Source organism: uncultured Campylobacter sp. (assembly GCF_963517995.1).
Taxonomy (GTDB): Bacteria; Campylobacterota; Campylobacteria; order Campylobacterales; family Campylobacteraceae; genus Campylobacter_A.
In genome coordinates, this window is the sequence record NZ_CAUQHQ010000061.1 from 1 (window position 1) to 13,311 (window position 13,311).

At 45.9% G+C, this 13,311-nt stretch carries 12 protein-coding genes; 8 read left to right on the forward strand and 4 right to left on the reverse strand.

Annotated features, from left to right (window positions below; translation table 11 throughout):
* The 5 genes from RYL88_RS07300 to RYL88_RS07320 all read left to right on the forward strand — a co-directional run.
* On the forward strand, positions 1 to 1,764 hold a 1,764-nt coding region (locus tag RYL88_RS07300; RefSeq protein WP_314990188.1), incomplete at its 5' end, for an SEC-C metal-binding domain-containing protein.
* 463 nt (positions 1,765 to 2,227) lie between these two features.
* A complete protein-coding gene (locus RYL88_RS07305; protein ID WP_314990191.1) occupies positions 2,228 to 3,424 on the forward strand; it encodes an ABC transporter permease in 1,197 nt (398 codons plus the stop codon).
* Positions 3,425 to 4,011: 587 nt separating this feature from the next.
* Positions 4,012 to 4,236, forward strand: a complete 225-nt coding sequence (locus tag RYL88_RS07310; RefSeq protein ID WP_314990192.1) for a hypothetical protein — start codon at positions 4,012 to 4,014, stop codon at positions 4,234 to 4,236.
* A 66-nt stretch (positions 4,237 to 4,302) separates the two neighbouring features.
* A complete protein-coding gene (locus RYL88_RS07315) occupies positions 4,303 to 4,629 on the forward strand; it encodes a hypothetical protein (protein ID WP_314990194.1) in 327 nt (108 codons plus the stop codon).
* A 181-nt stretch (positions 4,630 to 4,810) separates the two neighbouring features.
* Positions 4,811 to 4,948 carry a hypothetical protein gene (locus RYL88_RS07320; protein WP_314990196.1) on the forward strand — a complete coding sequence of 46 codons (138 nt, stop codon included), beginning with the start codon at positions 4,811 to 4,813 and terminating at the stop codon, positions 4,946 to 4,948.
* Positions 4,949 to 5,104: 156 nt separating this feature from the next.
* Here RYL88_RS07320 and RYL88_RS07325 read toward each other — a convergent pair whose 3' ends face one another.
* From RYL88_RS07325 to RYL88_RS07340, 4 genes are all read right to left on the reverse strand, one after another.
* Positions 5,105 to 6,343: an ArsS family sensor histidine kinase gene (locus RYL88_RS07325; RefSeq protein ID WP_314990198.1), complete on the reverse strand. Its 1,239-nt coding sequence runs from the start codon at positions 6,341 to 6,343 to the stop codon at positions 5,105 to 5,107.
* A 10-nt stretch (positions 6,344 to 6,353) separates the two neighbouring features.
* The gene (locus RYL88_RS07330; RefSeq protein WP_314469425.1) at positions 6,354 to 7,046 is read right to left on the reverse strand and encodes a response regulator transcription factor; all 693 of its coding nucleotides are present in this window, start codon (positions 7,044 to 7,046) and stop codon (positions 6,354 to 6,356) included.
* Between the two features lie 292 nt (positions 7,047 to 7,338).
* Positions 7,339 to 8,925, reverse strand: coding sequence for a DUF6138 family protein (locus RYL88_RS07335; protein ID WP_314990201.1), 1,587 nt, complete (start codon positions 8,923 to 8,925; stop codon positions 7,339 to 7,341).
* 318 nt (positions 8,926 to 9,243) lie between these two features.
* Positions 9,244 to 10,662, reverse strand: a complete 1,419-nt coding sequence (locus RYL88_RS07340; protein WP_314990204.1) for a Do family serine endopeptidase — start codon at positions 10,660 to 10,662, stop codon at positions 9,244 to 9,246.
* A 174-nt stretch (positions 10,663 to 10,836) separates the two neighbouring features.
* Between RYL88_RS07340 and RYL88_RS07345 the strand changes: the two genes are divergently transcribed.
* The 3 genes from RYL88_RS07345 to RYL88_RS07355 form a co-directional block, all read left to right on the forward strand.
* Positions 10,837 to 11,727 carry a DnaJ C-terminal domain-containing protein gene (locus tag RYL88_RS07345; protein ID WP_314990206.1) on the forward strand — a complete coding sequence of 297 codons (891 nt, stop codon included), beginning with the start codon at positions 10,837 to 10,839 and terminating at the stop codon, positions 11,725 to 11,727.
* A 1-nt stretch (position 11,728) separates the two neighbouring features.
* On the forward strand, positions 11,729 to 12,106 hold the full coding sequence (locus RYL88_RS07350; RefSeq protein ID WP_314990208.1) for a heat shock protein transcriptional repressor HspR: 378 nt from the start codon (positions 11,729 to 11,731) through the stop codon (positions 12,104 to 12,106).
* A gap of 124 nt (positions 12,107 to 12,230) precedes the next feature.
* A partial coding sequence (locus RYL88_RS07355; RefSeq protein WP_314990210.1) for a potassium/proton antiporter occupies positions 12,231 to 13,311 on the forward strand: 1,081 nt, incomplete at its 3' end.

Sequence of the window (13,311 nt, forward strand, 5' to 3'; positions counted from 1 at the left end):
GCAATTACCGAAGAAGGCATCTCAAAGGCTGAAAAGCTCTTTGGCGTGGCAAATCTATATGATATGGAAAATGCGATTTTAAGCCATCACCTAGACCAAGCTCTAAAGGCGCACAATCTCTTTGAAAAGGACGTACACTACGTCGTTCGCGATGGACAAGTCGTCATCGTCGACGAATTTACGGGGCGTCTTAGCGAAGGACGAAGATTTAGCGAGGGCTTGCACCAAGCGCTCGAGGCCAAAGAGGGCGTAAAGATCCAAGAAGAGAGCCAAACCCTAGCGGATATTACATTTCAAAACTACTTTAGGCTTTACAAAAAACTATCGGGCATGACGGGTACGGCGCAGACGGAGGCGACCGAGTTTTCGCAAATTTACAAGCTTGACGTCGTATCGATCCCGACAAATGTGCCGGTAATCAGAAAAGACAACAACGATCTCATCTATAAAACCGAAAACGAGAAATTTAAAGCGGTGATCGACGAGATCAAAAGGGCTCACGACCGCGGTCAGCCCGTACTCGTGGGTACCGCCTCGATCGAAAAGAGCGAAAAGCTGCACAACCTGCTCGTAAAAGAAAAGATCCCGCACTCCGTGCTAAACGCTAAAAATCACGAAAAAGAGGCCGAGATAATCGCTCAAGCAGGCGCTCGCGGCGCGGTTACGATCGCTACGAATATGGCCGGACGCGGCGTAGATATCCGTATCGACGACGAGGTGCGGGCTCTGGGCGGTCTATACATCATCGGCACCGAAAGACACGAAAGCCGCCGTATCGACAACCAGCTAAGAGGCCGCGCGGGACGTCAGGGCGATCCTGGAGTTAGCCGATTTTATCTAAGCCTTGAGGATAATCTGCTTAGAATATTTGGAAGTGACCGCATCAAGGCGATAATGACGCGTCTTGGTATCGAAGAGGGCGAAAGCATCGACTCCAAAATGGTCACTAGAGCCGTCGAAAATGCGCAAAAAAAGGTCGAGAGTTTGCACTTTGAATCAAGAAAACATATCCTTGAATACGACGATGTCGCAAACGAACAGCGAAAAACTGTATATAAATTTAGAAACGAGCTTCTTGATCCGAATTTTGAAGTCGGCGAAAAGATCAAGCAAAATCGCGCCGAGTTTGTCGAGCACCTGCTAGCTCAAGCCGAAATTTATGCAGGCGAGCCAAAGAGCGAGTATAACCTCGAAAAACTAAGCTCCGTGATAATCTCAAACGGCGCGTTCATGCAGCCTGACGAGCTAAAAGATCTCGACTATACCGAGCTTGCTAAGAAGATAACGGCTAAATTTGAGGCCGACTACGAGGAAAAAATGGGCGTCATAGGCGAAGATCAGCGTAAATACCTAGAAAAGGTGCTTTGCCTACAAGTGCTAGACACCGCGTGGCGCGAGCATCTATACCAGATGGATATCCTAAAAACCGGCATCGGACTGCGCGGCTACAACCAAAAAGATCCGCTCACCGAGTATAAAAAAGAGAGCTTTAATCTCTTTATGGAGCTCGTTAGCCGCATTAAATTTGAGAGCATCAAGCTGCTAACGGCCGTGCGCCTAAGCTTCTCCGAGCCTACCGAGTCTGCACCGCAAGAAGCGCAAGATACCGAGGCTGCTAGCGTGTCCGAGAGCGAAGAAAAGCCCGGCAAAAAAGTATCCAGAAACGACCCGTGCCCGTGCGGAAGCGGTAAAAAATACAAGGACTGCCACGGCAAAAGCGGCCCTAAAAAAGGAGCTTTTGCGGAGGATTGGGATAAAATTTAGCTTTGGGGTTTTGGCGACGGCTTATTAAATTTTGTATTTAAGCTCGTTGCCGTTTTTATAGCGGCGTGCTTGTTTTTGTAAAATTTACGCCGCTTTTTACGGCGTATTTTTAGATTTGAAACTCGCAAGCTACTTTAAAATTTGCCGCCCAATCAGGTAAATTTTAATCGCGCCGAATTTAAGCGCAATCGCCCAAAATTTACGGGTAAATTTAGATGATAAATTTGCAAATTTAAAACTTGTGCCTGAAGCAAAATCTAAGTAGCAAGAAGTCCTAAAATAGAATAAATTTAAAAGGCGAGCTATAAGTTTGATCAAAAAATCTAGCCGAAACGGACTTTGAAAAATTAACGGCGAGAAAATAAAACGCGCGCCGAATTTACAGGCGAACAAAAAGCAAAACCTTTGCCGATAAATAAAATCAAAAGGCGCAAAAGCCCAAATTTAAACAACGGAAAATCAAATGAGCCTAACCAAATATCTACTTTTTAAATATCTACGGTTTGATAAAACCCAGCCGTTTATCATGCTTTCGGCGCTTTTGGCGTTTTTGGGCGTCGGCGTCGGGCTCATGGTGCTCATCGTCGCGATGGCGATCATGAACGGCTTTGACAAGGAGTTTGAGCGCAAACTTTTTACCATGAATTACCCCATCACGATCCTCTCCGCCATACGCGGCAACATCGACGAGAGCGACGTTAGCGAACTAAAACAGAAGTTTCCAAATCTCAAATTTAGCCCATATATCATGAGTCAAGTTATCATAAAGGGGGCAAATAGCTTCGAGGGCGGACTGCTTTTTGGCGTAAATTCAGTCGACGAAAAGCAGATAAACTCAGTCGTGGCGGTAGGCCTTGAGGACCGCGAGCTAGACGGATACGGCCTGCTCGTAGGTCAAGGCGTCAAAAACGAGATGATGATAAACGAAAATGACAAACTCACGCTCATTTTTACTAAAAACGACCCGAGCGGCTTCGCGTTAACGCCTAAAATGAAGCGCTTTGACGTCGTGAGCTCGTTTAGCTCGGGGCTCGTGGCCTACGACAAAAGCTACCTCTACACGAGCGTGGAGGCGCTGCGCAAGATACTCGAGTACGACGAGGGCAAATTTGACGGTATACACGTGTTTTCAAACGATCCGTTCGCCGATATCGAAAAGATCTCTCGCGAGCTACGTCTAGGACAAAAAGCAATCGGCTGGTGGCAGCAAAACGGTAACTTTTTCTCCGCCTTGGCGCTCGAAAAGCGCGCTCTTTTCATCGTTTTGATGCTCATCATCCTGGTCGCCTCGCTAAATATCGTAAGCTCGCTGCTTATGACCGTCATGAACCGCCGCCAAGAGATCGCGCTACTGCTCTCGCTGGGCGCTAGCAAGGTCGAGATAAAAAAGAGCTTTTTTGCTCTCGGCGCCACGATAGGCGGGGGCGGGATAGTGTTTGGGCTCGTGCTCGGGCTCTTTGGCGTGTGGCTACTTGGCAGCTTTGATATCGTAAATTTGCCCGCCGACGTCTACGGCAGCGCGAAGCTTCCTATGGAGCTATCCTTACTTGATCTTGCCATGATCTTAGTCGGAGCTATCGTCATCGTGGCGCTTTCGTCGTTTTATCCGGCTAAAAAAGCCGCGCAGATAAACGTGCTTGAGACGCTTAGGAATGAGTAAAATCGGATTTTAGCGAAACACCTATATGCTAAATTTGCTGTTTGGATTGCGTTTGACTCCTATGCATTTTTAATTTTTACTTAAAGCGGGTAATTTTTTTGCATAAAAACGCACCGCTTTAAGTTTATTTTCTTTCTAATTTTCCATAATTTCTCTTTATTGATTTTATTCTCGTAAGCGTAAATTTCTTAAATTTAACGCCTCCGTCAGCGCTAGACTTGTCTGCCAAACCCAAAATTTTATATCTTGCAAAGCATCTGAAACCAAGCCGAGCTTGTAGATTTGTATGCATTTTGTCCTGCTGTGACGGCTGTTAAATTTGCTCACGACATCGAGGCGGCTACGCTTGCGGTCGGCACTTGTGCTAAATTTATGCTCTTATTTTTACAAGTTTTTTCATATCTATACGGTTTGACGACTATTATTTGTCGTATGCCGTCATGCACTCATTTAAGAGCGCGATAAGCTAGCGTTTGCGCTTTGCAGACAAGCGCCGCGGTTTGCTCTTTATCTAAATTTGAATGCTATTTAGAAATGAATTATATTAAGGTATAATGCCTCAAATTTAATTCAAATTTGGCAGAAAAATGACGATCGAGTATGCGCACCGCATTGCCGAGGCGGCGGGACTAGATTTAAGCTTAGATTGCGAAGGGATCGATTTGCAGGATAAGCTTTACGGGCTTTTTCAGTGTTTTATACCTGACGGCGCCGTCATAGAAGCAGTGTTTGTGCTGATGCAAAACGATACCGAGCTGCAAGCGCGTATAATGCCGATCTACGCAGGTGGACTTTTTAAAGCTCTATTTTAAGCTGTATCTGGCGGGACGGCAGGTTGCGATTTTTATTCGCTAAATTTACGTAGGCAAAGGAACTAAATGCAAACGGACGCTTTTGTATGGCTAAAATTTGAACTCTACAAGTACCTAAGGCTCTGCGATACAGGGCTAAAAAAGTGGGCAAACGAGTATCTAAAGAGCGCCATTGGTAAATTTAAAAGCGAGTTTAGCGAGGCGGAGCGGGACTATGCGCTAGGTGGGCTTTGCCGAGAAATTTTAGACGAAAGCGAAAGCGAGCTTAAAAATCTAAAAAACCGCGGCAACGGCGAGCTGTCGTTTCGGCTTGGCGAACTAGTCGGCGAGTATTTAAAAAAGCGATGCATCGCAGGCCAAATGCCGCATCTGCACTGGGCGTATCAGATCTGAGCGCGCGGCTTGTGAGAGCTTGAAAAAGATGAGCTTTTACGCCGCGCATACCCTCATGAGCGCTGCGACGCGCGAACCGTGGAGCTGTACTTTTGCATGCTACTTGATACGCTGGATTGGGGTGCGTGCCTGATAGAGCTCGCGACGTAACAGAAAACACGAGATAAGCGCACGGCTAAATTTGGAATTTGAAAACTTAGTAAAGCTTTACGAGTGCTATTTTGAGTTTAAATCTCGCGGCGGCGAGGTCGATTTTTACGCGCTTTGCGAAAAAGTGCGGCTAAATTTTGCGCCCGCAAAGTCTTTTTATTATGAGTAACAAGGAGCGGCTAAATTTAACCGGATGCAAATTTAAAACAAGCGGGCGGCAAAATATATAATTCAAATTTGGCGTTTAGTTTGTCGCAACGATACGCCGAATTTTAAAATTTAAAGCAAAAAGGGATTCGCTTTAAATTTCAGCTCAAATTTACCCTTACGCCGCTATATTTTGCAGGTTTTCAAAGCTAAATACGTTTAGTCCGTTTTTGTATTCGTAGCCCAGAGTTAGCTTGTGGGCTTTGATTATGTTTTCTACGATGTAGAGCCCTAGACCGAAGCTCTTTTGCGCGCTTTCGCCCTTTGTAAAGGGCTCGACGTAGTGGCGCAGCTCCTTTGACAGCCGCTCGCCTTCGTTGATAAATTTGATCGACTCGCGCGTGATCGTTATATTTACGCGCTTATTTGGAGAGTATTTTAGGGCGTTATCTATCATGTTTTTTGCAGCGATCGCTAGCAGTTTAAAGTCCGCATTTAGGTTCACATCCTCTAGCTTGCTAATAGTAACCTGCCCCGGATCAACCATCGCGATATCCAGAGCCTCGTCGATGACGTCGTCGATACGGCAAATTTTAGTGTTATTTAGCGCGATGTTTGAGGTAACCTGCTCGACGGCGGCAAATTCGTTTATGAGATTTTCAAGTTTTATAAAAACCGACACGAGGCGTTCTTGGTTTTTGCTTTTTTCGATCATTTCAGCGGCTAGGCGGCCTTTGGTGATCGGCGTTTTTAGCTCGTGCATTATATTTCTTAAAAATAACTTGCGCGACGCGTTTAAATTTTTGATCTGACAAACCGCGTCGTAAAATGCCTCTGCAACCTCGGAAATTTCGTCGTTTCCGCTGCTGACGTTTTGCACTTCGTCGATCTCGCCCGCGGCAAATTTGGCTATCTGGCGCTTTAGTTTTCTTAGCGGTTTTAGTTTCCTGATAACAAAAACGTAAGCGGCAAGAAGTATGATCGCCACTAGCGAAAAGATGATCTTGATGATGTCGTAGCGGTACGGCTGGTAGTCGTTATCCTTTAAAAGCAGGACTTTATCCACGTGCTGGACTTTTAGATAGTGGTGATTTTGATAGATCATGATAGCACTGGAGCCGATGTCTGCTGATATCTCCTCAAGCACGGTTGCGTTTGCTAGGATCTCCTCTTTTTGCCGCTCGTTCGTGATCTCAGGCATCTTAAAGTCGCCCGTTTGACGCTCGTACTCTTTTTCATTTATGATACCGCTCATCAAAAAGAGCTGATTTCTAGCGATCGTGGAGTATTTGGCGTTTAGCTCGCGCGCGTAGTTTTGCTTGTCGTAGTCCATCAGCCACAAAAACGCGAGAAATATGCTTGTTAGCGCCAAAGCGAAGATAAAAGTGATAGTGTAAAAAACTGATGAGCGTTTCATTTGCGGGCTTTTACTGCATTAGCTTGTAGCCGATACCGCGGATGGCGTGGATGTATCTTGGCTCTTTTGGGTCGTCGCCTAGCTTGCCTCTGATGCGCCCGATGATGACGTCGATGCTCTTGTTCGTCGAGTCCTCGCTGATGCTCGCGCAGTTGTAGATAAACTCCTCGCGCGTGATGGCGCCGCCTTCTTTTTGAAGCATGTATTTTAGGATATCGTACTCCGCGGCGGTCAAATTTAACGGCTCGCCTTTTAGCGTGATGACGTGTTTAAAGTCGTCTACCGCGATGTCTTTTTCGCGCGCGGGTTCTTTTGTGCCGCTTAAATTTGCGCCCGCTACAGTGCTTTGGCGGCGCAGATGGCTTTTGATACGAGCTAGCAGCTCCTGCGGGTCGTAGGGCTTTGGTAGGTAGTCGTCCGCACCGTTATCTAGGGCGTTTACTTTGTCCGTGATGTCGTGGCGCGCGCTTGAGATGATGATGGGCACGTCGTGGCGCTTGCGAATCTCTTTGCACACTTCTAGGCCGTCGAGTCCCGGCAGCGTGAGATCCAAGATCACGAGGTCGAATTTTTCTACGTTTAGCGTCGAAAGCCCGATGTATGGCTCCTCCGCCGTCTTTACGTCCATATCGCTTTTTGCTAAAAACTCGGTTAAAATTTCAGCTAGCTCTAAGTCGTCTTCTATCATCAGAATTTTTATCATCGGCCATCCTTTTTTGCGGTAATTATAACGAGTTTTGACTAAATTTGTAATGGCGGCCGCGGCTAGTTTCTTGCACGTCCTTAAATGATTTTTGCTTCGCTTCGCCCTTAGCTGCAAGCAGAGCGTGATTCAAATCCCTTCCTTCTTAACATAAAAAGTAGCGCCAAATTTAACTCGCTCAAATTTGGCGCTTTCAAGACTTGGGTCTCGGTTCGTCAAATTTAGTAAAATTGGCTCCAAATTTGAGCGTAAAAAGTCAATATGCGCAAGAGACAAGCCTATAAAATCGCAATCAACCAGAAATTTCCTTCTCCCAGCCTCGTCCCCAGGCAGCATACGCCGCATTTTCCTTTTTATAACCTTTTAGGTTTTCAAGGGCGCGCAAAAACAGGGCTTTGTTTGCAGTTTCGTCCATCAGCGCACGTAAATTTTTATAAATTTTATCATCCTGATACGATGAGAAGGCATCGACCAATACGTCCAAGCTCTGCGCGCTAACGCCGTATTTATCGATAAAAGCCTCGATAAATTTTATATGCGCGCTTTGATGTTCGTCGTCTACGTTTTTAAAATACCGCTTAGCTAGCGCGAAATATTTCTCGCTTTTTAGCGCAAGGCCAAATACCGCGTAACTGCCCGTCATTAGGCACTTTTCGTCGTTTATATCGGCGTAAAATTCGTATTTATGCTTTAGAGCTTCTTTGGCGTAAAGCTCAAGCTCCGAGTCTACCTCATGCGCTAATGCAGTAGCGAAAAATCGGTGCGTCTGCGTCTTTTCAAGTCCTTTTATCGGTAGATAAATTTTATCCGCTTTGGAGCTAAATTTAACGGCGTAGCTAGCCGCAAAGCCCGCGCGCAGCAGATTTACGATAAAGATTAGCGCCTTTTTGTAAGCCTGAGGCGTTTCGTTTTTGATTTTTATGCTAATTTGCGCAAAAACATCGTTTGCGGCGCACTCTACGTCCGCGTCTTTAAATCTCGTTAGGCTTTCGTCTAACTCGCCGGTGCCGCAGTCTAAATACTTTTGCGCCTGCACCGAACCGAAAATCAGAGCCGCGCTTTCGAGGTCTTTGCGCGCAAATTTTACGTCCCAGCTAAAGCTTTTATATTTGATCCGCCAAAATGCCGCTCGCACGAAAAGCGTAAGCTCGCCGGCGCTTACGTTTTGGGGTTTAAAGTCCTTTTTAAGCTCATAAGTCCTCTCCCAATCATCGCCGCAAATATCGTAAAATTTAGGCATAAACTTATCGTCTCGCCAATCTTGCAGATAGCAAGTAAGCGCCTCTTTAAACTCATCGGTTAGATGTTTGCTTTTAGAATCCCGCACGGCTAGCTCAAACTTTTCTATCAGCTCTATAAGCGCAAATTCGTCATACTCCATAAGAGGCAGATCAAAAACGTGTCCCATAAATACGTAAAGCTCGCGTTCGTCCTTGACCTTTACCGTGCGTCTAGTAACTACCTCGTCCATATAGCCTTCTAGCCTGCGCTTTAGTTCGGCCTTTCTAGCCGCGTTTTCAAAGTAAAATTTACGCGGCGAGTCCTCGCTTTCAAATCTGACCGACAAATTTAGCTTATACGCGAAAAACGGTAGGTTCTTTTCGTCTAAAAATTCCTCCTCTACGCCCTTTACGATGAGCGGCAAAGCCTCTTTTAGCTCATCCTCGCTAAGCTTGCTCGCCTCATAATACGAGTCGCTATAAGACATGCTAAAACCGCATCTGCGGCACTCTAACGTAAAAGTGTCGTGATAACCTTCCTGCACGCGGCACCGCGAGTAGGGCGCTTCGCCTTTGTAGCGCTCTTTTAGCCCGTTTTTTATCGTTAGATTTATCTCGTTTTTTATTTTGCCAGCCAGCGAGATTTGGTTTTCGTTCATGCTTTATCCTTTTTATATAGATTTTGAAATTTAGCCCAAATTTGCTTAAAAGCAGGCATCTTGGCAAGCTTAGCGGCGGCTAAAATCAAATAAACCCTGCAGAGTAAATTAAAATGCGGTTTATTTTTAGACGGCAAACGAGCGCGGGGTTTTAAAACGGTAAATTTAGACTGCTGGCAAGGATTTTAAATTAAGCAAAGACGTAAACCGGGCGCTGCGATAAAATAGGGTAAATTTAAGCTTGCTTTATAGAGGCAAGCCAGCGAGAAAAAGGATAAATTTAGAAAAAGGCGCATTTTACCGCGCCTTAGTCTTAGATTATTTGATAACAAGGCCTTGGAAAAGTCCGCCGCGATTGACCCAAACGAGAGTTTTTTTGCCTTTGGCGTTTGCTACGGCTTTGTTAAAGTCGTCTAAATTTTTGATATTTTCCTCGGCGACTTGGATGATGATATCGCCTTTTTCAAAGCCGAATTTTTCGGCGTTTGAGCCTGATTTTACGTCTGTAACGAGCACGCCTGCGACATCTGAGGCTAGTCTATACTTAAACCTTGCGTTATCGTCGATCGACGTTACGCTAAGGCCGTCTATCGCCGAGTCGCCTTTGGTCGCTTTGCCGCCGCTTGACTGGGCGTTGGCGTTGGCTAGTTTTATCTTAGCAGTCTCTAGCTTGCCCGAGCGCTCGTAGGTTAGCGTGATCTCTTTATTTGGAGCTAGCGAGCCGATGAGATTTTTTAGGTCGTTTGCGTTTTTGATATCTTTGTCGTCGATTTTTACGACCAGATCGCCTCGTTTAATGCCTGCGATATCGGCCGGCAATCCCTTTTCTACGCTGCTAATTAGCGCGCCTTCTTTATTTTTGTAGATCTCTTTTTGCTGCTCGTTGAGATTTGCTATCATCACGCCGATATATCCGCGCTCGATCTTGCCGTCTTCGATGAGTTTTTTGGCGATATCTTTAGTCATATTTGACGGGATAGCAAAGCCGATGCCGTTGTTTCCGCCGCTGCGACTAAGGATAGCTGAGTTTATGCCCACTAGATAGCCTCGGCTATCGACTAGCGCGCCGCCTGAGTTGCCAGGATTTATCGAGGCGTCGGTTTGGATGAAATTTTCGTATTGATTAAGGCCGATATTGTCTTTATTTAGGCCTGAGACTATGCCCTGAGTGATACTGCCGCCCACGCCGAAAGGATTTCCGATGGCAAATACAATATCTCCTTCCATGAGCTTAGCCGAGTCTGCAAAAGGTATGGCTTTTAGCTCTTTAGCGTCGATTTTGATGATAGCTAGGTCGGTTTTGGGATCGGTGCCGATGATTTTAGCTTTGTACTCTTTGTCGCTATCTAGCAGCGTGACCACGATCTCGTCGCTATCTTCAACCACGTGGTTATTGGTCACGATGTAGCCGTCGGAGGAGATGATGACGCCAGATCCTAAAGAACTGCTTTTTTGCTTTTCTTGAGGGATGTTAAACTGAAAGCCGAAGAAATCTTTAAAAAAAGGATCGTTAAACATATCGCCCATATCGGCTCCTGCGCCGTTTAGCGTTTTTGTAGTGGAGATATTTACGACTGATTTTTTAGCATCGGCGATGGAGCTATTGTAGGAGAGGATGACGTTTTTATTAAATTCGGGATTTATTCTAGTAAAATCCTCTGCAGGTTCGTTAAAATTTATGCTTGCGGCAAAGATTGCGCAAGACGTAGCCAAAGATAATACGGTTATCTTTTTCATTGTTTTTCCTTTTGGATAAAATTTTTCAAAGCGCGATTATATGGCGCTAAGCTCAATGTAAAGTTAATTATTCTTTAAGCCGTTTAAAATTATCTTATTTACTATACTTGATTGACATACACTAAAGTTTTGTGCTATAATTGCTATAAAATTAATTGACTAAAAGGATATAATATGAGCAATAGTCTTTACGAAACGTTAGGCGTGTCCGAAAAGGCTTCCGCAGACGAAATAAAAAAGGCGTATAGGAGGCTGGCGCGCAAATATCATCCAGATATCAACAAAGACCCGGGCGCGGAGGATAAATTTAAAGAGATAAACGCCGCGTATGAAATTTTAAGCGACGAAAAAAAGCGCGCGCAGTACGACAGGCACGGCGACGCGATGTTCGGCGGACAGAATTTCCATGATTTTGCGAGTAGCTCGGGTATGGGAAATTTAGACGAAATTTTAAAAAATATCTTCGGCGGCGGCTTTAGCGGTAGCGCTAGCGGTTTTGGCAGTTTTTCTAGCAGAGGCGGCTTTAGCGGCTTTAGGCAGACGGGCGGATTTGGCGGCTTTGATGACGAGGAGGATATGGACTCGCGGGCAAAGGTAACTATCCCGTTTGACGTAGCGGTAAAGGGCGGCGAGCACTCGATAAATTTTAACGGCGAAAACATTAAAATAAAAATCCCAAACGGCATAAATAACGGCGAAAAGCTACGCATAAAAGGCAAAGGTAACGGCGGGCGCGGCGATCTAATACTAACCGTAAATATCGCGCCTAGCGACGAGTACGAAAGGGACGGCGATGATTTGTACAAGGACGTGCTAATTCCTTTAAAAACGATGATGTTTGGCGGTAAGATAGATGTAAAAACGCCCAAAAAAGACGTCACGATAAAAATCGCCGAAAACTCAAAATCTGGGCAAAAAATTAGGCTCAAAGGATACGGCGTGCAAAATAGAAAAAGCGGGATATTTGGCGATTTGTACTTGCGCGCGCGCGTGTCTTTGCCGGACGTAAATGCCCTAGACGGCGAACTAGCCGAGCTTATGAAGCAAAAACTTCCGGAGGTATAAGATGAAACAATACGAAGAACCGGTCTATCTAATCAGCGTCGTAGCAAAGGTCCTCTCCATACATCCGCAAACGCTGCGCCAATACGAGCGCGAAGGGCTGCTAGAGCCGTCCAGAACCGAGGGCAAGATGCGCCTTTACTCGGAAAAAGATATGGACCGTATCAAGATGATACTGCGTCTAACGCGCGATCTTGGCGTAAATTTAGCGGGCGTGGATATCATCTTGCAGCTAAAAGATCAGATCGAGCAGTCTGAGGCTGTGATAAGGCAGATGAAAGAGGAACTGGCTAAAATGGAGCAGGGCGGCGTGCCGTCCAAAAAAGCTCTGGTAAAGCGCAAAAATAGCTTTGATCTCATCTTTTACGATGATAAAAATTAATCCTTTTTATCGTTAAAAAAGGTAAAATCGGGTAAAATTTACCTATAAAACGCGCCAAATTTGAGGCTATTAGGGCGCTAAATTTAGCCTAAAATTTGTCCGCTTTGAACCCAAATGAGGCACAATGTTAGAAACTTTTTTACTATTTTTCTCTATCCTGCTTATCGCTTGTATCGTCTCTAGCAAGGTTTCAGATAGATTCGGCGTTCCGTCCTTGGTCGTTTTTTTAGCAGTCGGCATGCTCGCGGGCTCGGACGGGCTGCTCGGACTTGCTTTTGATAATCGCCAAATCGCCCAAGACGTGGGCACTATCGCGCTTATTTTTATACTTTACGCGGGCGGTCTTGATACGAATCTAAAATCTATCCGTCCCGTTATGGTAAACGGCATCATCCTAGCGACTCTTGGCGTCGTGCTGACTGCGGGCATGATAGCCGTGCTGGTAAAATACCTGCTAGGCCTTGACTGGCTAGAGGCTTTGCTTTTTGGCTCTATCATCTCCTCGACCGACGCTGCCGCGGTGTTTGCGATACTAGGAGCAAAGGAAATTTCGCTGCGAAATAACATTCGCCCGCTTTTAGAGCTAGAGTCCGGATCGAACGACCCGATGGCGATCTTTTTAACCGTCACGATACTGCAAATCATCTCTATAGCTACGATCCCTAGCGTTCCGGACGTCGCGCTTACGTTAGTAAAGCAGTTTTTGCTAGGCGGGCTGATGGGCTATATGTTCGGCGTCGCGCTGCCGGGACTTTTTAACCGCCTAAGGCTTGAGTACTGGGGACTTTATCCCGTATTTTCTATGGCTTGGGTGATGCTTTTATACGTGCTGGCGGGTAAGGTCGGCGGCAACGGCTTTCTTGCCGTATATATCGCAGGAATGTTTATAAATAAAAAAGAGTTCGCGCATAAGAAAAATTTGATCGGTTTTCACGACGGTATCGCGTGGACGATGCAAATCGTCATCTTTTTGACGCTGGGACTTTTGGTAAATCCTTCCCAGCTGCCGGCCGTCGCGCTTGCGGGCGCCGTGGTCGCGTTTTGGATCATGTTCGTCGCGCGTCCTATGGGCGTTTTTCTCTCGCTCTTGCTTTCTAGGTATAATGTTAAAGAAAAGATATTTATCTCGTGGGTCGGACTTCGAGGCGTCGTTCCTATCGTGCTTGCGACCTATCCGTTCGGCGCAAATTTGCCAAATTCCGAGC